Annotated in this window: 23 protein-coding genes; 17 read left to right on the top strand and 6 right to left on the bottom strand. The window is 67.5% G+C overall.

The genetic code is table 11. From position 1 onward, the window contains the following. Positions 1 to 578, top strand: a 578-nt coding sequence (locus tag VLA96_10260) for a deoxynucleoside kinase (GenBank protein ID HSE49578.1), incomplete at its 5' end; no start/stop codon positions are given. Between the two features lie 197 nt (positions 579 to 775). Then, the gene (locus tag VLA96_10255) at positions 776 to 2,305 is read left to right on the top strand and encodes a hypothetical protein (protein ID HSE49577.1); all 1,530 of its coding nucleotides are present in this window, start codon (positions 776 to 778) and stop codon (positions 2,303 to 2,305) included. Positions 2,306 to 2,314: 9 nt separating this feature from the next. Here VLA96_10255 and VLA96_10250 read toward each other — a convergent pair whose 3' ends face one another. Next, a complete protein-coding gene (locus tag VLA96_10250; protein HSE49576.1) occupies positions 2,315 to 2,752 on the bottom strand; it encodes a CBS domain-containing protein in 438 nt (145 codons plus the stop codon). Between the two features lie 109 nt (positions 2,753 to 2,861). Here VLA96_10250 and VLA96_10245 point away from each other — a divergent pair, with 109 nt between their 5' ends. Then, positions 2,862 to 4,082 (top strand): MFS transporter, encoded by a 1,221-nt coding sequence (locus tag VLA96_10245; protein ID HSE49575.1) that lies wholly within the window; start codon positions 2,862 to 2,864, stop codon positions 4,080 to 4,082. On the opposite strand, the gene VLA96_10240 is transcribed toward VLA96_10245, so the two are convergent. The 3 genes from VLA96_10240 to VLA96_10230 form a co-directional block, all read right to left on the bottom strand. Next, on the bottom strand, positions 4,079 to 5,389 hold the full coding sequence (locus VLA96_10240) for an amidohydrolase family protein (GenBank protein HSE49574.1): 1,311 nt from the start codon (positions 5,387 to 5,389) through the stop codon (positions 4,079 to 4,081). The genes VLA96_10245 and VLA96_10240 overlap by 4 nt on opposite strands. Positions 5,390 to 5,412: 23 nt before the next feature. After that, a complete protein-coding gene (locus VLA96_10235; protein ID HSE49573.1) occupies positions 5,413 to 5,799 on the bottom strand; it encodes a RidA family protein in 387 nt (128 codons plus the stop codon). 85 nt (positions 5,800 to 5,884) lie between these two features. Beyond that, on the bottom strand, positions 5,885 to 6,640 hold the full coding sequence (locus VLA96_10230; protein ID HSE49572.1) for a lipid-binding SYLF domain-containing protein: 756 nt from the start codon (positions 6,638 to 6,640) through the stop codon (positions 5,885 to 5,887). A 355-nt stretch (positions 6,641 to 6,995) separates the two neighbouring features. Between VLA96_10230 and VLA96_10225 the strand changes: the two genes are divergently transcribed. The 11 genes from VLA96_10225 to VLA96_10175 all read left to right on the top strand — a co-directional run bounded on the left by VLA96_10225 (position 6,996) and on the right by VLA96_10175 (position 17,491). After that, on the top strand, positions 6,996 to 7,769 hold the full coding sequence (locus tag VLA96_10225) for an ATP-binding protein (GenBank protein ID HSE49571.1): 774 nt from the start codon (positions 6,996 to 6,998) through the stop codon (positions 7,767 to 7,769). A gap of 92 nt (positions 7,770 to 7,861) precedes the next feature. Then, on the top strand, positions 7,862 to 9,046 hold the full coding sequence (locus VLA96_10220) for a hypothetical protein (protein HSE49570.1): 1,185 nt from the start codon (positions 7,862 to 7,864) through the stop codon (positions 9,044 to 9,046). A gap of 134 nt (positions 9,047 to 9,180) precedes the next feature. After that, positions 9,181 to 9,723 carry an ATP-dependent protease subunit HslV gene (hslV, locus tag VLA96_10215; protein ID HSE49569.1) on the top strand — a complete coding sequence of 181 codons (543 nt, stop codon included), beginning with the start codon at positions 9,181 to 9,183 and terminating at the stop codon, positions 9,721 to 9,723. A gap of 94 nt (positions 9,724 to 9,817) precedes the next feature. Continuing rightward, positions 9,818 to 11,215, top strand: a complete 1,398-nt coding sequence (hslU, locus tag VLA96_10210) for an ATP-dependent protease ATPase subunit HslU (protein ID HSE49568.1) — start codon at positions 9,818 to 9,820, stop codon at positions 11,213 to 11,215. A gap of 197 nt (positions 11,216 to 11,412) precedes the next feature. Continuing rightward, the gene (locus tag VLA96_10205; protein ID HSE49567.1) at positions 11,413 to 12,357 is read left to right on the top strand and encodes a DUF4349 domain-containing protein; all 945 of its coding nucleotides are present in this window, start codon (positions 11,413 to 11,415) and stop codon (positions 12,355 to 12,357) included. A gap of 82 nt (positions 12,358 to 12,439) precedes the next feature. Then, positions 12,440 to 13,510, top strand: coding sequence for a hypothetical protein (locus VLA96_10200; protein HSE49566.1), 1,071 nt, complete (start codon positions 12,440 to 12,442; stop codon positions 13,508 to 13,510). Then, on the top strand, positions 13,507 to 14,301 hold the full coding sequence (locus tag VLA96_10195) for a fumarylacetoacetate hydrolase family protein (protein HSE49565.1): 795 nt from the start codon (positions 13,507 to 13,509) through the stop codon (positions 14,299 to 14,301). Before VLA96_10200 ends, VLA96_10195 begins: the two co-directional genes overlap by 4 nt. A gap of 39 nt (positions 14,302 to 14,340) precedes the next feature. Further along, positions 14,341 to 14,988 (top strand): fructose-6-phosphate aldolase, encoded by a 648-nt coding sequence (gene fsa / locus VLA96_10190; protein ID HSE49564.1) that lies wholly within the window; start codon positions 14,341 to 14,343, stop codon positions 14,986 to 14,988. A 67-nt stretch (positions 14,989 to 15,055) separates the two neighbouring features. After that, complete coding sequence (locus VLA96_10185; protein HSE49563.1) at positions 15,056 to 15,475, top strand: hypothetical protein; 420 nt, start codon at positions 15,056 to 15,058, stop codon at positions 15,473 to 15,475. A 149-nt stretch (positions 15,476 to 15,624) separates the two neighbouring features. Further along, a complete protein-coding gene (locus tag VLA96_10180) occupies positions 15,625 to 15,813 on the top strand; it encodes a DUF6496 domain-containing protein (protein HSE49562.1) in 189 nt (62 codons plus the stop codon). A 235-nt stretch (positions 15,814 to 16,048) separates the two neighbouring features. Then, the gene (locus VLA96_10175) at positions 16,049 to 17,491 is read left to right on the top strand and encodes a DUF4382 domain-containing protein (protein ID HSE49561.1); all 1,443 of its coding nucleotides are present in this window, start codon (positions 16,049 to 16,051) and stop codon (positions 17,489 to 17,491) included. Between the two features lie 156 nt (positions 17,492 to 17,647). Here VLA96_10175 and VLA96_10170 read toward each other — a convergent pair whose 3' ends face one another. Continuing rightward, positions 17,648 to 17,947 (bottom strand): FmdB family zinc ribbon protein, encoded by a 300-nt coding sequence (locus tag VLA96_10170; GenBank protein HSE49560.1) that lies wholly within the window; start codon positions 17,945 to 17,947, stop codon positions 17,648 to 17,650. Between the two features lie 66 nt (positions 17,948 to 18,013). Between VLA96_10170 and rsmI the strand changes: the two genes are divergently transcribed. Together rsmI and VLA96_10160 are read left to right on the top strand one after the other, a co-directional pair. Beyond that, on the top strand, positions 18,014 to 18,874 hold the full coding sequence (gene rsmI, locus VLA96_10165; protein ID HSE49559.1) for a 16S rRNA (cytidine(1402)-2'-O)-methyltransferase: 861 nt from the start codon (positions 18,014 to 18,016) through the stop codon (positions 18,872 to 18,874). Between the two features lie 133 nt (positions 18,875 to 19,007). Continuing rightward, positions 19,008 to 19,547 carry a DinB family protein gene (locus VLA96_10160; protein ID HSE49558.1) on the top strand — a complete coding sequence of 180 codons (540 nt, stop codon included), beginning with the start codon at positions 19,008 to 19,010 and terminating at the stop codon, positions 19,545 to 19,547. An 85-nt stretch (positions 19,548 to 19,632) separates the two neighbouring features. On the opposite strand, the gene bcp is transcribed toward VLA96_10160, so the two are convergent. Next, positions 19,633 to 20,091 (bottom strand): thioredoxin-dependent thiol peroxidase, encoded by a 459-nt coding sequence (bcp, locus tag VLA96_10155; protein ID HSE49557.1) that lies wholly within the window; start codon positions 20,089 to 20,091, stop codon positions 19,633 to 19,635. An 88-nt stretch (positions 20,092 to 20,179) separates the two neighbouring features. On the opposite strand from bcp, the gene VLA96_10150 reads away from it, so the two are divergent. Continuing rightward, a complete protein-coding gene (locus tag VLA96_10150; protein HSE49556.1) occupies positions 20,180 to 21,358 on the top strand; it encodes a hypothetical protein in 1,179 nt (392 codons plus the stop codon). Positions 21,359 to 21,364: the final 6 nt, after the last annotated feature.

The raw sequence follows: 21,364 nt of genomic DNA, 5'->3' as shown, positions 1-21,364 counted from the left end.
CGGAGCGCCTCAACGCGCAGCGCGTCACCGAGCCGGAAGACAACCCCTTCCTGGGCGCGTTCTACGACGGCGAGCCCGGCGCGGCCTTCCAGGCGCAGTTTTCCTTCCTCATCCAGCGTTTCGAGCAGCTGCGCGCGCTCGAGGTCGGCCCCAACACCCGCAAGGTCGTGGTCGCCGACTACATCATCGAGAAGGACAAGCTGTTCGCCAACATCAACCTCTCGGACGAGGAGCTGCGCGTCTACGACCAGTACTACCGCTACTTCCGCTCGCAGCTCCCAACGCCCGACCTCGTCATCTACCTGCAAGCGACGCCCGAGGTCCTGAAGAAGCGGCTGAAGAAAAAAGGCGCGGCCAACGAAGTGCAGATCTCGGAGGATTACATCGAGGAAGTCGCCAAGGCCTACGAGCACTTCTTCTTTCACTACACCTCGAGCGACCTGCTGATCGTGAACACCAACGAGATCGACTTCGTCGACCGCCACGAAGACCTGCAGGAGCTGCTGCGGCGCGTCTCCGAGCCCATCAAGGGGACGCAGTACTTCCTGCCACTCGGCGCCGACGCCGCCAGCGCGTAACGCCACCGCCCACGAAATGAAAACAGGAGGAGGGGAGGAGAGGAGGGATTCTTGTTCTTTCCCTCACTTCCCTCTTCGTTCCGCGGGTGGATGGCGCTCCTCTCTCCTCCTGTTGTCACTGGCAGATTTCGGTTGCGCCGGCGGAAATGGGAGTTGAAGATTGTGGTGTCGCTCCCCAGCCGTCTTGAGGTCGGCCCGTGCCGGCGGCGGCAGCTCCCGAAACAGTCGCCAAGCTGATCCAGGACTTCCTCGGAGAAGCCCCGCGGGCCGTGGTGCGCGAGGACGGCGAGGTCGTCTTCGACTTCGCGAGCGCCCGCTACTCGCTCTCCACCGAGCACGGCAAGTGCGTGCTGCACCTCTGGTCGCAGGAGCGCAACGCCGTCCGGCGCGTGCTCGACGCCGAGCAAAAGGAGGGCACGCTACGACTCGAGGTCCTGCGCTTTGGCCGCTCGGCGCCCGACCGGCTCGAGCTCTGCCGCGACCGCGACGAGCGCACCCCCAGCGCCCGCCGCGCCGCCCGCACCCGCTACCAGAAGCTGCTCGAGCGCGCCTTGCTGAGGCATTTCCCCGGCGCCAGGCCGGAGCGCTTCACCACCGCGATGGACCTGGAGCGCTCGTTCGGCCCCATCCACACGCGCGGCCTGCTGCGCCACGGCAACTCGTCGTTCGCCGTGCTGGGCGTCAACGCCGGCGAGATGCAGGCTGCGGTGGACGCCTCGCTCACCTTCGGGCTGCTGTGGCTCGACCACTGCCGCCGCGACGCGCGCGCGCTCGTCGAGGGACTCGCGCTGTTCGTTCCCCCGCAAAGCTCGGCCGTGCTGCGCGAGCGCATGGCGCAGCTCGACCACGCCGCCGCCAAGTTCCGCCTCTACGAATTCCACGAGGGCGACCTCGCGCTCGAAGAGCTCGACTGCCGCGACCGCGGCAACATCGCCACCCGGCTGGTGCGCTGTCCCGACCAGGTGGCGGTGCGCGACCGCTTCGGCGCGCAGATCGAGCAGGTGCGCGCCATCGTGCCGGACTGCGAGGTCGCCGTCCTCAGCTCCTACGAGCTCTCGTTCCGGCTGCGCGGCCTGGAGTTCGCCTGCGCGCGCCTCGCCGCCGACCCGCATGCCTTCCGCAACCCGGCGCAGCTCGTCTTCGGCGCGCCGCCCCAGGAGACCGTCGTCAGCGAAGAGAACCTCGGCGACTTCCGCGCGTTCGCCCGCATGTTGAGCGCCGCGCGCTGTTCCGGCGCCGACCAATCCAACGCGCTCTTCCGCATGCATCCCGAGCGCTGGCTGGAATCGCTCGTCATCCAGGACCTCTCGCGGCTCGACCACCGCCTGCTGCCCGCGCCGGTCTACTCGCAGGTGCCGGCATTCTCCGCCAGCGACCGCGCCATGATCGACGTCCTCGGCCTCACGCATGACAAGCGCCTGGCCGTCATCGAACTGAAGGCCGACGAAGACATCCACCTGCCGCTGCAGGGGATCGACTACTGGGCGCGCGTGGCGTGGCACCACCAGCGCCGCGAGTTCCGCCAGTTCGGCTACTTCGCCGGCTGTGAGCTCTCCGCGGAACCGCCGCTGCTGCTGCTGGTCGCGCCCGCGCTGCGCGTCCATCCCGCCACCGACGCCCTGCTCCGCTACATCTCGCCGGAGATCGAATGCGAGCTGCTGGGCATCGACGAACGCTGGCGCGAGGAGTTGAAGGTCGTGTTCCGGAAGCGGCCGCAACCTCTGTAGCGCGGCTCCCTATCCCCCCGCGGCGTCGTTGGTCAGCGCGGTCTCGAGCGAATCGAGTTCCTGGCGCAGCTCGTCCACCTGCGACTGCAGCAGGTTGCGGATCGACAGGATGCCCAGCAGGCGCGTCTGGTCGTCGACCACCGGCAGGTGCCGGATGTGCTTATCGACCATCACCTCCAGCGCCTCGCCCGCCGAGGTGTGCACCGTGGCCATCATCACCGGGGTGTTCATGAACTCGCGGATCTCGGTCTTCTGCGGGTTCTTCCCGCTGAGCGCGAACTTCTTCAGGACGTCGCGCTCGGTGAAGATGCCGGCGACCTTGTTGTCCCTGTCGACTACCGCGACCGCGCCCACGCGGCTCGCGATCATCAGGTTGATGGCGTCGGCGATGGTGGTCTCGGGATTGACCTTGGCCGGAACTTCGTCGCAAAGGTGCAGAATGCTCATCGCTCGCTCCTGCGCCGGCCCGCTCCGATAGCCGGCGGCCTGCGGAATGGCCCGCCATTATGTACGCCGGACGAACGATGTCAACCCCTATCGGTACAATCCTCGGAGCATGCGCTGGCGCATCCTCCTCGCTCTCGCCCTGGCCGAGCTGCTCGCCATCTCGCCCTGGTTCAGCGGGACGGCGGCCGCTTCTGAGCTGCGCCTGCTCTGGGGGTGGGACCCGCTGCGCGCCTCCTGGATCACCGTCGCCGTGCAGCTCGGATTCGTGGCCGGCGCGCTGGTTTCCGCCTGGTGCAATCTTTCCGACGTCTTCCCCGCGCCGCGCGTGATGCTCGTCTCCGCGCTGCTCGCTGCCGCGGCCAACTGGAGCTTCGGCGCGCTGGTCGCGCACGGCCCGGCCGCCGCGCTCACCGCCCGTTTCTTCACCGGCGTCTTCCTGGCGGGCGTCTACCCGGCCGGCATGAAGATCCTCGCCGGCTGGTTCCGCGAAGGGCGCGGCACCGCGCTCGGCGTGATGGTCGGCGCGCTGACCATCGGCACCGCCTCGCCCTACGCGCTGCGCGCGCTCGCCGCCGGTGAGCGGCTGCCGTGGCAGCCCGTCATCCAGTCGTCGACCGTGGGGACTCTGCTGGGCGCTGCCATCATCGCGCTGTTCATCAAGGAAGGCCCGTTCGCCGCGCCCGCCGCGCGCTTCGACATCCACCAGGCCGGCGAGACCTTCCGCAACCGCCGCCTCCTGCTCGCTAACGCCGGCTACTGGGGACACATGTGGGAGCTCTACGCGATGTGGGCGTACCTGGGGATCCTGATGGTCCCGCGTTACGATGCGTCTCACTCCGGATTCATCGAACTCCTGAGTCGGACGCAATGGTGGGCCTTTGCCGCGATCGCGATGGGCGCCTTCGGCTGCCTGGCGGCGGGAGTGTGGGCTGACCGCGACGCCATTTCCCGGCTGAGACAACGCTCCAACGTCACCATTGCAGCGATGGTGATCAGCGGCTTGTGCTGTCTGGTAGGCGCCGCGCTGGTGCACCGCACCGATTGGTTCGCGGCCGTGGCCCTGGTCTGGGGCTTCAGCGTCGTCGCCGACTCCGCCCAGTTCTCGGCCATCGTGAGCGAGGTCTCCGACCCGCGCTACGTCGGCACCGCGCTCACCATGCAGACCGCCACCGGCTTCGCGCTGACCGCCGTATCGCTGCAAGCTTTCGGTTGGATGCTCGGCCGCGGGCACATTCGCGAGGCCATCGCCTCGCTCGCCCTCGGCCCCGTCGTCGGCATCTGGGCGATGTGGCGGCTCAAACAGCTCAGCGCCGCTGAGACCTCAGCCTAGCGCTGCTCGTTCCGCCACACCTTCCCGTCTTTCATCACGAACTTCACGTTGCCGAGCGCTTTCACGTCCTTGGTCGGATCGCCCGCCACCGCGACGACGTCCGCGTACGCCCCCGGCGCGACCACGCCGATCAGCCCCTGCATGTCGAGCATCTCCGCCGGCCGCGAGGTCGCCGACACCATCGCCTCCTGCGGCGACATCCCGAACTCCACCATGCGCGGGAACTCCTGCGCGATGGGCTCCTTCCAGTCGAAGCCTCCGACGTCGGTGCCGAACACGATCTTCACCCCCGCCTTCAGGGCCCTGGTGAAGCTCGGACCGTGCAGCTCCACGCGCTTGCGGTCGCGCATGCCGGCCGGGGTGTTCGCCGGCGCCCAGTGCCCGTAGTAGACGCTGAGCGTCGGGCAATACCAGGTTCCCTGCCGCACCATCTGCGCGATGTTGGCGTCGGTGAGCTCCAAGCCGTGCTCGATGGAATCACACTTGCCGTCGAGCGCGCGCTGCATCCCGACGCCGTTGTAGGCGTGGCACGCCACCTTCTTGCTCCAGCCGTGCGCCTCGTCCACGATGGCCGCCAGCTCCTCGACCGTGAGCGTGGGCTGCGAGAACAGGTTGCCGTCGCGGTCGAGCCACGAGCGGTGCGTCATGTAGACCTTGATCCAGTCAGCGCCGTTCTCCAGCTGCTCGCGCACCGCCTTGCGCGCCTCAACGGGCCCGTCGATGATCTGCGCGCCCTTCGGCAGCCCAGGCTGGATCTCCGGCGCGTAGCCCTCCAGGTTGTAGCCGCCGGTGGTCGAGATCGCGCGCGTCGACGCGAAAATGCGCGGCCCGGGAATGTATCCCTTCTCCACCGCGAGCTTCAGCTCGGCGTCGCCGTAGCCGGCGCCTTCGGTCTCGACGTCGCGGATGGTGGTGAACCCCTGGTCGAGCGCGCGCCGCAGCGACATGGTCGCGCGCGCCGCGCGGTAGTACAGCCCGCCGTACAGCAGGTTCGCGTCGTAGCCGCCGTCTTCCGGCGCCTCGCCCTGCAAAAAGATGTGGGTATGCGACTCGATCATGCCGGGCATCACCGTGACCTCGGGCCCGAAGGCGATGCGCGTCTTTGCGCCCTTCACGTCGGGATGGTCGAGCCCGGCGACCGCCACGATCTTGTTGCCGCGGATGAGGATGGCGCGGTTGTGCGTGACCGCCTTACCGTCGAACAGGTTCGCCGCCGTGATCACGGTCAGCGGCGCGACGTCGACCGTCGCGGTCTGTGCCGCCGCGCAGCCGAGCAGCAGTAGAAAAGAGATCAGGAACTTGCGCATTCTCTGTGCCTCTGTGTTGGGTTCTAGTCCTGGATGTACGCGTCGGCCTCGATCTCCACCAGCATCGCGGGGTCGATGAGCGCTTGGACCTCGACCATCGAGGTCGCGGGGCGGATCTGGCCGAAGAACTCGCCGTGCGCGCGCCCGACATCTTCCCACTGCGAGATGTCGGTCACGTACATGCGCGTGCGCACCACGTCCGCCAGCGTGGCGCCAGCTTTTTCGAGCGCGTCCTGGATGTTGCGCAGCGCCTGGACGGTCTGGCGGTAGGCGTCGCCGCGCACCAGCTTGCCGTCCTTGCCGGTCGCGGTCGTCCCCGAGACCCACACCATGTTGCCGACGCGCACCGCGCGCGAATATCCGACCACCGGCTCCCACGGAGTTCCGCTGGAGATGTTCTGGCGTGTCATGAGGCTGCCGATTGTAGTCGCGGCGGAAGCGCGCCTCAAAAGAAAAGCGGCGAGCCGAGGCTCGCCGCTTGAAACGACTGACCGGCTACGGCTTCTCGCCCGCCTGCACGTTGGCTTCGCGGAAGCTCTGCCGCACGCTGGCCAGGAACGGCTGCGCGTCCGCCGGCACCGGCTTGGCGCCCTGCAGGATCGAGCCGAAGCTCACGTTCTTCCCATAGAAGGCGTCCTGCGACTCGTCGTCCTGCTGCACGACCGCGCCGTTCAGGTCCAAGCCCGCGAACAGCCCGCGCGAACGCGAGTAGGTCAGGATGCCCGACTTCATGGAGATGTCGGTGTTCGCGGAGGCCTCACGGCCGACCGGTCCGGCCGCGACCGAACCCGACGCGCCCAGCTTGAACTTCGAGCTCATCAGGTCCTTCATGCCTTGGTCGTTCATGACCAGCATCACGACGTCGACCGCTTCGGCGCCGATCTGCGCGCCCCAGCTTCCGCCCGACAGCGTGAAGAACGCCGGCGCGCTCCAGGAGTTGCCGTTGCGGCAAGTCGCCACGCCGCGCCCGTGCTGGCCGCCGAAGACGAACCCGCCCTTGATCATCGAAGGCACGATGGCCACGCACTTCGCGTCTTTCAGCACGCTCTCCGGGATCTCGGCGTCCTGGGCTCCGGTGAGCTCTTTGAGGATCTGCGCCGAGTCGTTGAGGCGGTCGATCGCCTCCGCCTTCGGCCCCTGCGCCACACCCTGCGCCGCCGCGCCACCCGTCGAGGCGCTGTTCTCGCGCTGCGAGCAGCCCGCGACCGCGAGCAGGCCGGCCAAAATGAGAATTGCCACCAGTTTCTTCATGTCCAATGCACCCTTTCCCCATGCCGCGGCGTCCGCCGCTGGAATCCGGGACTACGGCTGCTTGGATGCCTCTCCCCGGGCGGGGTTTGGCAGCCGGAATGCCCCTTTCCAGCAGCTCCGGCCTGAGCTCCTGAAGGTATAAACCTGTGGCGCGCCGCCCTCGGCCGCGGCCTTCCGACCCCTGCCGACGACCTGTCCTGAGCGGGCTTCGGCCCGCGAAGGGACCTATGCATCCCCGCACTGGGCCCTGTTTTCCACCTCATCCACAACAAATCCCCGAATCGCACAGGGCCTCGCGGATTCACCCGATTGCTTCCTCCGCCCGGCGGCGGTACAGTCCGAAGCAGACACTCTCGTGAGCGCAAGCCCACAAACCTGCCCGCTCTGCCAGGGCACCGGCTGGAAGCCGGTGGCCAACGGTGGCGCCCGCAAGGTCGCGCGCTGCGACTGCCAGACCGCCGCCCGCGCCGAGCGCCTGCTTGCCGCCGCGCACATCCCGGCGCGCTACGAGCACTGCGAGCTCGAGAACTTCGAGACGCTCGGCCGCCAGCCCCTCGCCTCCGGGCTGCTCGCCGCGCGCCGCTTCGTCGAAGAGTACCCCGTGCATCGCGAGGGCCTGCTGATCGTCGGCGACATCGGCGTCGGCAAGACGCACCTCGCCGTCGGCATCTTGAAGCTGCTCATGCGCGACAAGAGCATCGGCTGCCTGTTCTACGACTACCGCGAGCTGCTCAAGGACATCCAGAACTCGTTCAACCCCTCCGTCGCCGAGACCGAGATGGACATCCTCCGCCCGGTGTTCGAGACCGAGGTGCTGCTGATCGACGAGCTCGGCGCCGTCAAGCCCACCGACTGGAAGTGGGACACCATCTCCGACATCATCAACCGCCGCTACAACGCGCAGAAGACCACGCTCTTCACCACCAACTTCCCCGACGAGGCCGAGTCCGGCATCAGCGGCAGCCACGACCTGCGCGGCCGCTCCGCCGCCGAGCGCGCCGCCCGCCGCGAGACCCTGGGCGACCGCATCACCGAGCGCATGCGCTCCCGCCTGCACGAGATGTGCAAGCTGGTCGAGATGCACGGCGACGACTTCCGCGTGAAGGTGAAGTCCGCCAGCTTCCGGTAACCCCTTTTTCACCACGGAGACACGGAGAACACGGAGATTTTTCTTTTCGCATTTCTCCGTGGATCTCCGTGCCTCCGTGGTGAAATGAGGCCGTGGAAGCCGTCCACATCGAGTTCTCGCCCGAGCGCGACGCCGCCATCTTCGAGGCGCTGCCCGCCAAGCCCGCCGTCTTCACGCTGCGCGGCGAGGAAGGGAGCGAGCCCTACGTCTCGAAGACCGCCGACCTGCGCCGCCGCCTCAAGCGCTTGCTTGCTCCGCCCGAAGGCCAGTCCAAGCGCCTGAACCTGCGCGACCGCGTCCGGACGATCGACTACCAGCTCACCGGCTCCGATTTCGAGTCGCGCTGGGCGCTCTACCAGGCGCTGCGCCGCGAGTTCCCCAAGGACTACGCCGACCGGCTGAAGCTGCGCCCCGCACCGCTGGTGAAGCTGAACCTCGACAACCCCTACCCGCGCGCCTATGTCACGCGCCGCATCACCAACCTGAAAGGCAAGTCGCAGTTCTACGGGCCGTTCCAGTCGCGCGCCGCCGCCGAGAAGTTCCTCAACGACTCGCTCGACCTCTTCAAGATGCGCCGCTGCGACTTCGACCTCAACCCCGACCCGCAGTTCCCCGGCTGCATTTATTCCGAGATGAAGATGTGCCTGGCGCCCTGCTTCCAGGGTTGCACCGACGAGGCCTACGTGGAAGAGGTCGCGCGCGTGCGCCGGTTCCTCGATACCGCCGGCGAGTCGCTCACTCGCGAACTCGAGGCCGAGCGCGAGAAAGCCTCGGCCGAGCTGGCCTTCGAGCAGGCCGCCGCGCTCCACGCCAGGCTCGAGAAAGTCCACGCCGCCGCGCACCAGCGCCCCGAGATCGCACGCCGCCTCGACCTGCTTCGCGGCCTCATCATCCAGCCGTCGTCGGAAAGCGGCTGCGTCGCGTTCTTCCTGCTCGAAGCCGGACGCCTGGCCGGCCCGACGCCGTTCCCCGTGCAGGACCAGGGCGAGGGCAAGCACCTCTCGATGGAGTCGCGCATCCTCGCCGCGCTCGACGCCGCGCCGCATCCCGCCGCCGGCCCGGCGAGCGAACTGGTCGAGCACCTCGCGTTGCTCAAGCGCTGGGTCTTCCGCACGCAGCGCGTCGGCGAACTCTTCCTCGCCGACGACTCCGGCGAGCTGCCCATGCGGCGCATCGTTCGCGGCGTCTCGCGCGTGTTTCGTGGCGAGAAGGAAGGCTCGTGGTCGGTGCCCGCCGGCCAGCTCCGCATCGAGCCGACGCTGGAAGAGCCGCAATAGGGCTTCCTCGACTCGCGCTTCGCGCTCGCTCGGAATGACAACCCGATTGAACTGTCATTCCGACCGACACGCGAGTCCCGCAGGGCGGGATGAGCGTGAGCGGAGGAAGCCCTATATAATCGCGGATTGTCCTCATGCGAACGAACCGTCTAGTCCGCTCCACCACCGTGCTGGCGGTGCGCCGCAACGGCAGCGTCGTCATGGCCGCCGACGGCCAGGTCACGCTCGGCGACAGCGTCATCAAGCACTCCGCCAAGAAGATCCGCCGGTTGCACAACGAGAAGATCATCGCCGGCTTCGCCGGCTCCACCGCCGACGCCTTCTCGCTCTTCGCCCGCTTCGAGAGCAAGCTCGACCAGTACCACGGCAACCTCGGCCGCGCCGCCGTCGAGCTCGCCAAGGAGTGGCGCACTGACAAGGTGCTGCGCCATCTCGAGGCGCTGCTGCTCATCGCCGACAAGGAATCCATGTACCTGGTCTCGGGCCAGGGCGACGTCATCGAGCCCGACTCCGACGCCTCGGCCATCGGCTCCGGCGGGCAGTACGCGCTCGCCGCCGCCCGCGCCCTGCTCGACAACACCGACCTCCCCGCCCGCAAGATCGCCGAAGAGGCCATGCGCATCGCCGGCAAGATCTGCATCTACACCAACGACACGCTGACGGTGGAGGAGCTGTGAGTTGAACGCCGTGACCAACGGCGCCGCCTGATTTTTATTACACTCTCTTGAGCCCGGCCACTGTGGACCGTGGACTGTGGACTGTGGACTAAGCATGGCCATCTACCTGCCCGCCACCGCCGAAGAGCAGCACGTCACGCTCGACGAGCTGACGCCGCGCGAGATCGTCGCCGAGCTCGACAAGTACGTCGTCGGGCAGAAGGACGCGAAGCGCGCCGTCGCCATCGCCTTGCGCAACCGCATGCGCCGCCAGAAGCTCACGCCCGAGCTCGCCGAAGAGATCATGCCGAAGAACATCATCATGATCGGCCCCACCGGCGTCGGCAAGACGGAGATCGCGCGCCGCCTGGCCAAGCTCGCGAGCTCGCCCTTCCTCAAGGTGGAAGCCTCGAAGTTCACCGAGGTCGGCTACGTGGGCCGCGACGTCGAGAGCATGATCCGCGACCTCATCGAGATCGCCATCGACATGGTGCGCGAAGAGAAACTGGAAGAGGTCGAGGACAAGGCCGAGCTCAACGCCGAGGAGCGCCTGCTCGACCTGCTCTTGCCCGGCTCGCGTGCCGGCGAGACCGGTGCCTCGGCCGTGTTCCTCGAGGGACAGGTCGAGCCGCAATCGCGCACCCGCGAGAAGCTCCGCCAGCAACTGCGGGAGGGCAAGCTCGACGACCGCATGGTCGAGCTCGACGTCCGCGAAAAATCCTTCCCCGCCTTCGAGATCATCTCCAACCAGGGCGTCGAGGAGATGGACATCAACGTCAAGGACATGCTGCCCAACCTCTTCGGCCAGCGCACCAAGAAGCGCAAGATGAAGGTCTCGGAAGCGTTCGAGTACCTCATCCAGGAAGAGGAGCAGCGCCTGATCGACATGGACCAGGTGCAGCGCACCGCGGTCGAGCGCGCCGAGAACTCCGGCATCATCTTCCTCGACGAGATCGACAAGATCGCCGGCCGCGAATCCGGCCACGGGCCTGACGTCTCGCGCGAAGGCGTGCAGCGCGACATCCTGCCCATCGTCGAAGGCACCACCGTCAACACGCGCTACGGCATGGTGCGCACCGACCACATCCTGTTCATCGCCGCCGGCGCGTTCCACGTCTCCAAGCCGAGCGACCTCATCCCCGAGCTCCAGGGCCGCTTCCCCATCCGCGTGGAGCTGCAGTCGCTCACCATGGAGGACTTCGTCCGCATCCTCACCGAGCCCAAGCTCTCCATCGTGAAGCAATCGACCGCGCTGCTCGAGACCGAAGGCCTGAAGCTGGAGTTCACCGAAGAAGCGCTCTCCGAGATCGCGCGCTTCGCCTTCCGCGTGAACGAAGGCACCGAGAACATCGGCGCGCGCCGCCTGCACACCATCATGGAGCGCGTGCTCGACGAGATCAGCTTCAACGCCCCCGACATGAAGGAAAAAGACGTCAAGGTCGACGGTGACTACGTCCGCAAGATGCTCGCCGACATCGTCAAGGACCAGGACCTCTCCCGCTACATCCTGTAGCGCCCAACGAAGTTGTCGCCCGGCCGCCCTCGGCCGGGCATTTGTTTCGGGTTACAATGCAACCGTCTCCCAAGGCTGCGCCCGTCGGTGCGCCTCTCCTCCAACCTCTCCATTTTTTGGCTGCGCTCGCGTGCAAATTCCCCTGCCTCCCTCGTTCTTAGACAGGGCCGGCTGCGCAAACCGGCACGGAGGAGAAAGTGGAAAGCATTCCGCAAGCAGCAGTGAATCCCCCTGTCCCGCACAAACGGAACTATCTCGTCGGAGCTCTTGTCGGGCTCGCCTTGCTGGCGGTCCTGGTCGCCATCTCAGTACCGAACCTGCTCAGCGCGCGCCATTCAGCCAATTCCTCGTTCGCCTTGGGGCGCATGCGCACGACACAAGAAATGGCGGCTGCCGACCTGCCGAGCGCCGGAAGGGCCGAATTCAGGAAAGTCATCCAAACGGTCTCGCTCGACATGCGGGTGGAGGACCCGGCCAGGACCCTCGACCGCATCGAGGAACTGGTGGCCTCGGCCGGCGGGTACATCGAGAAGTCGGAGCTGCTCGGCTGGGAATCGAGCGCTCGCAGCGCCAACGTCGTCCTCCGCGTGCCCGCGGCGCGGCTCGATGCGATGCGGCGCAGCCTGCGCGCGCTCGGTCTGCGCGTTGAGAGCGAGAGCGTCCAGAGCACGGACGTCACCGCGCAATACGTCGACCTCGAAGCCTCGCTGCGCAACTTCCGCGCGGAGGAGGAAAGCTACCGCACCATCATGCAGCGTTCGGGCGCTATCAAGGACACGCTCGCAGTGGCCCAACAGCTCGCCGACGTGCGTGGCCGCATCGAGCGCACCCAGGCGGAGCTGGCATTGCTTTCGAAACGCGTCGAGATGGCGACTATCTCGGTCTCGCTGCGCCCCGAGCTGCCCATCATGGAGCGCGCTTTTCGCTGGCATCCGCTTCAGGTCGTGAAGGAGTCGTTCTACGACGGCCTCGAGGGCTTGGCGGGATACGCCGACACGATGATCGCCATCCTCTTCCGCCTGCCGGCGATCCTGCTGTGGCTCGGCACGTGGCTGCTGGCTGGCTGGGTGGCGTGGCGCCTCGTGCGCTGGGCGTGGCGGCGCTTCTTCGGCCCGGCGGCTCCCGCGCCTGCGGCGGCGTGATTCCGGGTCGTGTGGGCGCGGAAGCTGTCCCGCGCCCATACTTCGTCTCACGCGGCGCTTCTGATACGCTGTTGCGCTTCCCATGCGAGTCTCTGTCGTCGTCCTCATGCTCGCTGCTGCTGCGCTGCTCGCCGGATGCGGCGTGCCGGGCGCGCCGCTGCCGCCCTCGCTCGACCTGCCCCAGCCGCCCGCCGACCTCAAGGCCACGCGCAAGGGCGACAAGGTCACGCTCACCTGGACCGCGCCCGCCAAGACCACCGACGGCGCCCTGGTGAAGCACGTCGGCGAGATCAAGGTCTGCCGCTCGCTCCAGCCCGCGATGGACAAGTGCTCCGAAGCCGTCGGCGACCTGCAGCCCGGCTTCTTCAAGCCCGGCGCGGAGGCCTCCTACATCCACACGCTCGCGCCCGACCAGCAGAGCGAGGCCTTCGCCACCTACGCGGTCGAAGTCCTGAACTCCCGCGGCCGCTCCGCCGGCCTCTCCAACCAGGTCCGCGTGCCGCTCGCGCGCACCTTCCCGGCGCCGCAGGTAAGTGGCCGCGTCACGCCCGACGGCCCCGAGCTGCGCTGGCGCCCGATGCAGGGCTGCGCCGCGCCTGATTGCGTCTTCCGCGTCCGCCGCCGCCTGAAGGATGATCCGCCCGCGAAGGAAGCCGTGCTCACCGACGTCGAAGACCGGCGCGCGGACTCGCGGCCCGACGTCGACTACGACCTCAAGCTCACCGACCAGCTCGCCGAGTGGGAGAAGACCTACGTCTACCGCGTCACGCCCATCACGCGCGTCCAGCAGTCCTCGGGCGCGGTCGAGGTGGAAGGCGAGGACTCGCAGCCGGTCGAGGTCTTCGCGCACGACAGCTTCCCGCCAGCGGCGCCCTCGGGCGTGCAGGCCGTCTACTCCGGCCTGGCACAGCAGAAGTTCATCGACCTGACCTGGGCGCCCAACACCGACCCCGACCTCGCCGGCTATCACGTCTATCGCCGCGAGGAAGGCGGCCAGCTCCGGAAGATCTCGACCGAGGTGGTGAAGACGCCCGCCTTCCGCGACGGCGACCTCCAGCCCGGCCGCACCTACTTCTACAGCGTGACCGCGGTCGACCTGCGCGGCAACGAGAGCGCGAAGTCGCCGGAGGCGAGCGAGCAGGTTCCGCAATGAGATACTGTCGTTTCCAATCGCCGAGTGGCCCCGCCTGGGGGATGATCGAGCGCCTCGAAGGCAAGGACGTCATCACACGCCTGCTCACCATGCCGGAAGACGTGGCGAGCTTCAGCGTGGCCACCAACGGCGCCCACCTCACCGCCATCCCGCTCGACCAGGCCAGGCTGCTCGCGCCCGTCATGCCGTCGAAGATCATCGGCGTGGGCCGCAATTACAAAGACCACGCCAAGGAGCTCGGCAACGAACCGCCCGCCGAGCTGCTGACGTTCCTCAAGGCGCCCTCGACCGTGATCGCGCCGGGCGCCACCATCGTGCTGCCGAAAATATCGGAGCGCGTGGACTACGAAGGCGAGCTGGGGGTGATCATCGGCCGCCGCTGCCGCAACCTCGCCGACGACGAGGACGTGAAGCCCTACATCCGCGGCTACACCTGCGTGAACGACGTCACCGCCCGCGACCTCCAGCACAAGGACGCGCAGTGGACCCGCGCCAAGGGCTTCGACACCTTCTGTCCGGTCGGCCCCATCGTCACCGACGACCTCGACCCCACCGCCGTCCAAGTCACTACCAAGCTGAACGGCGAGACTAAACAGTCCGGAAACACGAAAGATTTCATCTTCCCGGTCGCGCTCGTGATCCGCGCCGTCAGCCGCGTGATGACGCTGCTCCCCGGCGATCTCATCACCACCGGCACGCCCGCCGGCGTCGGCCCCATGAAGCCCGGCGACGTGGTCGAGGTCACCATCCCGGGCGTCGGGACGCTGAAAAATCCCGTCGCCGCCGAGTGAAGCGCCGCGCGCGAGTCGTGCGACAATAAGGGCACTCCCATGAAATTCTTCATCGACACCGCCAACCTGGACGAGATCCGGAATGCCGCCGCCATGGGCATCCTCGACGGCGTGACCACCAACCCGTCGCTGATGGCCAAGGAAGGCAAGCCCAACAACAAGGAAACCATCCGCGAGATCTGCGAGGTCGTCGGCGGGCCCGTCTCGGTCGAGGTCCTCGCCACCGACTCCGGCGCGATGTGCCGCGAGGGCCAGGAGTACGCCTCGTGGCACAAGCACGTCGTCGTGAAGCTCCCCACGACCAAGGACGGCGTGAAGGCGTGCAAGTGCCTCGCCGGCCAGGGCATCAAGGTCAACATGACGCTCTGCTTCTCGCCCAACCAGGCGCTCATCGTCGCGAAAGCGGGCGCGGCCTACGTCAGCCCCTTCATCGGCCGCCTCGACGACATCAGCGAGAACGGCATGGAGCTCATCCGCCAGATCCTCACCATCTACCGCAACTACGGCTTCCAGACCGAGGTCCTGGCCGCCAGCATCCGCCATCCCATGCACGTGGTCGAGTCGGCCATGGCCGGCGCGCACGTCGCCACCATCCCCTTCAAGGTGCTCGACATGATGTTCAACCATCCCTTGACCGATAAGGGGCTGGCGGCGTTCTTGAAGGATTATGAGAAAGTGAAGAAGTAGGGTTATCGCCGGATACCAGCCGACCGGCGTCTCGCATACAGTTTCTGGGCCCCAGCACCTGGCAGCTATGACCTCCCTTCGTCTGCTTCCCTATTACCTCGGCGGCGCCGCCGCGATCGCGGCCATCGCCGGCTACACCATCGCGCGCATGCGGCGCAAGACGCCGGAACAGCGCGAGCGCGAGCGCCGCACGCGCATCGCGCAGCTCGGCCGCATCACCGACGGCACCGTGATCGACGTCAGCGAACTCCAGCACAACGGCTCCGGCGCGCTCCAGTTGCTCATCTACCAGTACGACGTGGCCGGCGTGTCGTATGAAGCCTCGCAGGACGTCACGCACCTCCGTCCCTTCGTCGACCTTCACACCTGCCGCATCGGCGTGCCCGCATCGGTGAAGTACGACCCGCAGAACCCCGGCAACTCCATCGTCATCGCGGAGAGCTGGAGCGGCCTGCGCAACGCCGCCGCCTCCCCCCGCGGCGTGTAGCGCCCTCGACGCCACCGGATTGCCGGCGTCTCGCCGGCAGGGCGGCGGCATCCTGCCGCCGCTCGCATCCCGAGCTGCGCGATTGGTCGCCAACCTGCACCACGCGCGGGGCGTCTCTAGTTACAGGGAGGACTCCCACAGGAGGTTCCATGGCACGCAAGAAAGGCAGCAGCCGCAGGTATGGCAAGAAGGCCGCGAGCGAGGTGCGCACCGAGATGCGCCACTACAAGCGCGGCAAGCATGGCAGCCGCGTAAAGAGCCGCAAGCAGGCCATCGCGATCGGTCTCTCCAAGGCGCGCAAGAAGGGCGCCAAGGTCCCGCGCAAGAAGGCGGCCTAGGCTTCTACATCATTCGGATGTGTAGCGCCCTCGACCCGAGGGCGCTTGTTTTTTTCGGTCACCTCCCAAAGTAACGCCGCAATTCTTACCTGCTCTCATTCCTTTTGACGGGTGCGGCTCGCCGGCCGGCCTCGATAACCCGCCACTTTCCAGCTACTTACGATTGGAACCCAAGCTGCTCCTCTTCCTACGGACCCCAGGGCAACTTCATGTCTTCCGGTAGCGGAGGAGAACCATGCAGTCCCGCAACAGATCTCTGTTCGTTTCTGTAGTGACTCTTATCACCGCCGCGCTGGTGCTTGCCGGCTGCGGCGGCGGCAAGGCCACCGTCAACGGCTCGCTCCCCATGGGCACCGTCAACACCAGCATCAGCGACCCGCCGACCTGCTCGAGCGCAAGCGGCGGCCCCTACCAGCACGTCTATGTCACCGTCCGTTCCGTGATGGTGCACCAGAGCGCGACCGCCGATGCGAACGCCGGCGGCTGGCAGGAGTTGGCCCCCGGCCTGGCGAACGCGCCCAGGCAGATCGACCTGCTCGGCAATCCTTCGAACCAGTGTTTCCTGGCGCAGCTCGGCGCGCAGCAGATCGCGGCCGGCAGCTACCAGCAGATCCGCATCATCCTGCTGGGCAACAACCAGGCCAGCCAGCTCACCACCAACGCCTGCGGAGCGAACGCGGCGAACTGCGTGGTGCTGAACCCGAGCGGCTCGGTGCAGCCGCTGCAGCTTTCGAGCGAAGCCAATACTGGCATCAAGATCCCGTCGGGCCAGATCGCCGGCGGGCGCTTCACCGTTCCGGACGGCGGCGTGGTCGACCTCAACGTCGATTTCGACGCCTGCGCTTCCATCGTGGCGCAGCCCAACGGGCAGTTCCGGCTGAAGCCGGTGCTGCATGCGGGCGAGGTCTCGTTGCAGACCAACATCATTAGCGGCAAGGTGGTGGACTCCGCGACGTCGCAGCCCATCACCGGCACCACCATCGTCGCGCTCGAGCAGCGTGACGCCGCCACCGGCGTCGACCGCGTCATCATGCAGACGCTCGCCGACGCCCAGGGCAACTTCAGCTTCTGCCCCGTGCCGGAAGGCGCCTACGACCTTGTCGCCGTCTCCATCAGCGACACCGGCGTCGCCTACGCGGCCACGGTCACGACCGGCGTCACGGTCGGCACTGCGATGGGGAATATTCCCATGGTCGCGCAGACAGGAGCGAACACCACGCAGGGCTCGATCACCGGCCAGGTCAGCACGGCGGGCGCATCGGGCGGCGTGGCGGCCGACATCACGCTCGCGGCCACCCAGCCGCTGACCATCGGCGGCTCCTCGACGCTCGTCACCATCCCGCTGGTGCAGCAGTCGTCGTCCACCGCAACCTTGACGACGGCGAGCGACGCGGCCTGCCCCGCAGGCACGTTCTGCGCCACCTACACCGTCAGCGTGCCGGCGGCGAACCCGAACGTCGGCGCCTTCAGCGCCGGCGGCACCACCTACACGCAGGACACCGCCAACCCGGTGAACTACACGATGGACGCGCTGGCGTTCGTGCCGCTCTCCGGCTCGACGCCTGACTGCTCGCCGTCTGACGTACAGGTCAACACGCTCCAGGGCGGAGGCGCGCTCGCGGTCACCGCCGGCAGCAGCGTGACGGCAGCGACCCTCGCCTTCACCGGCTGTTCGTAGTCTGTGGGAGCGCCGGCTTCAGCCGGCAGGAGCGGCGGCATCTTGCCGCCGCTTCTGTTTTCGGAGGGGCGGCGTTCAGCGCCGCCTTCCAGCCCGCAAAAGAAGACAGGGCGCGACCGAGCGCCCGCCGCGGACGCGAAGGAGCACCCGAGAAAGCTATTTCTTGTGCTTCTTCTCCGGCTTGTGGTCGGGCTTGGCGTCCGGCTTCGAGTCAAGCTTCGCCTCGCCCTTCGTCTCTTTGGACGATTCCGCGGACGACTCCCCGCCCTTCGCGCCCTTGCGCGCGTAGTCTGTCACGTACCAGCCCTCGCCCTTGAAGTGCGCGGCGGGCGCCGTAAGCAGTTTCTCCACCGCGCCGCCGCATTCCGGGCACTTCTTGATCGCAGGGTCGGAGAACTTCTGGATCTTCTCGAAGCGGTGCCCGCACTTCTTGCACTGGTATTCGTAGATCGGCATCGCATGGGATTTTAAAGCATGGGTGGGCGCCGGCGACTCGCCGGCGCAAGGTGTATCCTGCGCTCGATGGCTGCTTCGTCCAGCAACGGCCGCGGCGTGCTCTACATCGTCGCCACGCCCATCGGCAACCTCGAGGACATCACCCTGCGCGCCCTCCGCGTGCTCAAGGAGTGCGACCTGGTCGCCTGCGAGGACACGCGCCAGACTCAGAAGCTCCTCAACCACTACGGCATCGAGAAGAAGACGGTCAGCTACCACGAGCACAACGAGCTGACCCGCGCCGCCGAGCTGGTCAAAGACCTGGAAGAGGGCATGTCCATCGCCGTGGTCTCCGACGCCGGCATGCCCGGCATCTCCGATCCCGGCTATCGCCTGATCTCGCTCGCCATCCGGCACCACATCCCGGTCATCCCGATCCCGGGCGCGTCGGCGTTCGTGGCCGCGCTCGCCGCGAGCGGCCTGCCCACCGATTCTTTCCGCTTCTCCGGCTTCCTGCCGGCCAAGCAGGGACAGCGGCGCTCGCTGCTGGAGGAGATCAAGGCCTCGCCGCGCACGCAGGTCTTCTACGAGGCGCCGCACCGCATCGTCGAGACGCTCGCCGACGTGGTCGAGCTGCTGGGCGCGTCGCGCCCGGTGGTGGTCGCCCGCGAGGTCACCAAGCTCCACGAGGAGTTCCTGCGCGGCCGCGCCGACGAAGTGCTCGAGCAGCTTCGCGCCAAGGGCGACGTGAAGGGCGAGATCACCCTGATGCTCGGTCGCGCGTCCGAAGTGGTCGACGTCCTGCCGGAGAAGAAGAGCATCGCCGCGCGCGTCCGCGAATTGCAGTCGGCCGAGCAGCTCGACGAGAAAGACGCCCTCAAGCGCGCCGCCAGGGAGTTCGGCGTCTCCAAGAGCGAGGCGTACCGGGAACTACAACGGACCAAGTAGCCGTGTCATGCTGAGCGCCCGCAGGCGCGAAGCATCTCACCGGTGAGATCCTTCCCCTCGACTTCGCTCGGGGTCAGGATGACACGGGCAACATTCCTGCATCCGCCATCGCACCCTGCCAATCAAACGCTGCATGGAACACGACCTCTCGCTCACCATCGCCGTCATCTGCCGCACGCCCGCTGCCCTCAACGCCCTGCTGCGCGACCTGCCCGAGCCCTGGACCCACGCCAACGAAGGCGGCAACACCTGGACCGCCTACGACGTCGTCGGCCACCTGATCCACGGCGAGCGCACCGACTGGATCCCGCGCGCACAGCGCATCCTCCAGCACGGCGAGTCCAGACCCTTCGACAAGTTCGACCGCACCGCGCAGGAGCGCGAGAGCAAGGGCAAGCCGCTCGCGCAGCTGCTCGACGAGTTCGCCGCGCTGCGCGCCGAGAACATCCAGAAGTTGCGCGGGATGAAGCTGAAGCCGGAAGACTTCGAGCGCCGCGGCACGCATCCCGCGCTCGGTCCGGTCACGCTCGGCCAGCTCATCGCGGGCTGGCCGGTGCACGACCTCACGCACCTGCACCAGCTCTCCCGCATCCTCGCGCACCAGTACCGCGAGGCCATCGGTCCGTGGGTGGTTTACATGGGCGTGATGCGCTGCGCCGGGCACAGCGACTGACGAGTGTCATGCTGAGCGCCGTCCGGCGCGAAGCATCTCACCGGCTGAGATCCTTCGCCCGCGACGGGCTCAGGATGACACCTGGTCAGGGTTTTACCGCCGCCAGCACTTCCTCCGCGTGCCCGTCGGCCTTCACGTTCTCGAACACTCGGACGATCTTCCCGTCGGGTCCGATGACGAACGTCGTGCGCGCGATTCCCTTCACCTTCTTGCCGTACATGTTCTTCTCTTTGATCACGCCGAAGGCGTTCGCGACCTTCTTGTCGGAATCGGCGAGCAGCGGGTAGTTCAACTCGTACTTCTGCTTGAATTTCATTTGCGCGGCCGGCGTGTCGCCGGAGATGCCGTACACGGTGAGCCCGGCCTTCTGGAGCTTTTGGAATGCGTCGCGGAACCCGCACGCTTCGATGGTTCAACCGGGGGTGTCGGCCTTGGGGTAGAAGAACAGCACCACGTTCTTCCCTTTCAGGTCTTTCAGGCGTACGTCAGCGCCGGTCTCGTCCGGCACGGTAAAATCAGGAGCCTTGTCGCCCGCTTCCAGCATGACTGGTTTCTCCTCAGCTCGCCGGTTATACCGCAAAGCCGCCGTCGCCGTCATCTGCGGCGCGCTTCTTACGGCCGCGTGCGCCCAGATGAAGCGCTCGCACCAGCTGCGCGCGCTCGCCATCGTCGAGCTCTACGGGCCGAAGGCCAGCCCGACCGGCGGCCGCCTCATCCCGGTCGCCATCCTGGTGGGCGACAAGTGGTACGACGCCGGCACGTACAGCGCGACGCCGCGTCCGCTGGCGCTCGACTACGGCACCGTCTACGAGGCGCTGCGCGACGGCACGCCGGAAGGCTTCTTCACCGTCGGCGCCGCCAAGCAGCAGAAGGGCGAGTGGTACGGACTGGGAAAGTGGGAGTCGCGCGCGCAGCTCGAGGCCGCGGAAAAGGCGCGCTCCGCCGCCGAGCGCGAGCGCACCCGCACGCTCAACGACGACGACGGCCCGCCCAGGCTCCGCAAGCCCGGCTCCTCCGACACGGCGAAGCCCGCGCCGGAAGCGCCCGTTTCCAGCGAGCCCGGCGGCAAGCCCAGCTCGCCGCGCGCCGAGGCCGAGCGCGTCCACCCGGTGCAGCCCGAGCAGCCCATCACGCCGCACGATCTCGACCCCGACCGCCCCACGCTGCGCCGCGGTGGCTCCAGCTCCGCCAGGCAGACGCTCGAGCTTCCCGCCCAAACCCCGGCGAGCACAGCCGGTGCCCCGAATGCCCCGGCCCGCGAAGTCCTCATCGGCGTCTCCGACCCCGACGGCACCGGCAACACCCGCGACTACCGCTTCCCATGGAAGCCCGAGGAAGAGAAGGCGCTCAAGGCCAAGGCCGTCACGCTCGCCGAAGCCGAGCTGAACAAGTACCTGGCAGCGCGCGCGCCGGCGGCGAAGGCGATAAAGAACCCGAAGTCAAAGGCCGCGGGCGCGGGCGCCCGCGCTGCCCATTTCTCGCGCGTCGAGGTCGCCGCCTACGACTTGAACCTCGACAACAACGCCGAGCTGGTCGTGACCGGCGTCTCCGGCGACACCTACGTGACCTTCATCGCGCGCACCGACCTCAGCTTCGTGCCGCAGAAGGTCTTCGCCAACGTCACCGACAAGGACCACCTCGACGCCGTCCCGCGCATGGAGCTGGTCGGCCCCATCGACGCCGAGGGCCGCGGCCGCGCCGAGCTGCTCTTCCGCCTCGTCTCCGACGCCGGCTACCGCTACGCCCTCTATACCGTCTTCCGCGAAGAAGCGTTCCCCATCTGGAAAAGCAGCCTCTACAGCTCCGAATGATGTGGC

The sequence above is a fragment of the Terriglobales bacterium genome, from assembly GCA_035457425.1.
In the GTDB taxonomy this organism is placed as follows: Bacteria; Acidobacteriota; Terriglobia; order Terriglobales; family Acidobacteriaceae; genus JACPNR01.
Note: the sequence above shows the minus strand (reverse complement) of the source record. Positions and strands in the feature narration are given on the sequence as shown.

Excerpts from the sequence above, each read along its gene's own strand:
- VLA96_10175 (HSE49561.1), top strand. The coding sequence starts at position 16,049 with ATGCAGTCCCGCAACAGATCTCTGTTCGTTTCTGTAGTGACTCTTATC.
- VLA96_10250 (HSE49576.1), bottom strand. The coding sequence starts at position 2,752 with ATGAGCATTCTGCACCTTTGCGACGAAGTTCCGGCCAAGGTCAATCCC.
- VLA96_10160 (HSE49558.1), top strand. The coding sequence starts at position 19,008 with ATGGAACACGACCTCTCGCTCACCATCGCCGTCATCTGCCGCACGCCC.
- VLA96_10180 (HSE49562.1), top strand. The coding sequence starts at position 15,625 with ATGGCACGCAAGAAAGGCAGCAGCCGCAGGTATGGCAAGAAGGCCGCG.
- VLA96_10200 (HSE49566.1), top strand. The coding sequence starts at position 12,440 with ATGCGAGTCTCTGTCGTCGTCCTCATGCTCGCTGCTGCTGCGCTGCTC.
- fsa (HSE49564.1), top strand. The coding sequence starts at position 14,341 with ATGAAATTCTTCATCGACACCGCCAACCTGGACGAGATCCGGAATGCC.
- VLA96_10245 (HSE49575.1), top strand. The coding sequence starts at position 2,862 with ATGCGCTGGCGCATCCTCCTCGCTCTCGCCCTGGCCGAGCTGCTCGCC.
- VLA96_10230 (HSE49572.1), bottom strand. The coding sequence starts at position 6,640 with ATGAAGAAACTGGTGGCAATTCTCATTTTGGCCGGCCTGCTCGCGGTC.
- hslU (HSE49568.1), top strand. The coding sequence starts at position 9,818 with ATGGCCATCTACCTGCCCGCCACCGCCGAAGAGCAGCACGTCACGCTC.
- VLA96_10235 (HSE49573.1), bottom strand. The coding sequence starts at position 5,799 with ATGACACGCCAGAACATCTCCAGCGGAACTCCGTGGGAGCCGGTGGTC.
- rsmI (HSE49559.1), top strand. The coding sequence starts at position 18,014 with ATGGCTGCTTCGTCCAGCAACGGCCGCGGCGTGCTCTACATCGTCGCC.
- VLA96_10195 (HSE49565.1), top strand. The coding sequence starts at position 13,507 with ATGAGATACTGTCGTTTCCAATCGCCGAGTGGCCCCGCCTGGGGGATG.
- hslV (HSE49569.1), top strand. The coding sequence starts at position 9,181 with ATGCGAACGAACCGTCTAGTCCGCTCCACCACCGTGCTGGCGGTGCGC.
- VLA96_10185 (HSE49563.1), top strand. The coding sequence starts at position 15,056 with ATGACCTCCCTTCGTCTGCTTCCCTATTACCTCGGCGGCGCCGCCGCG.
- VLA96_10240 (HSE49574.1), bottom strand. The coding sequence starts at position 5,389 with ATGCGCAAGTTCCTGATCTCTTTTCTACTGCTGCTCGGCTGCGCGGCG.
- VLA96_10170 (HSE49560.1), bottom strand. The coding sequence starts at position 17,947 with ATGCCGATCTACGAATACCAGTGCAAGAAGTGCGGGCACCGCTTCGAG.
- VLA96_10150 (HSE49556.1), top strand. The coding sequence starts at position 20,180 with ATGAAGCGCTCGCACCAGCTGCGCGCGCTCGCCATCGTCGAGCTCTAC.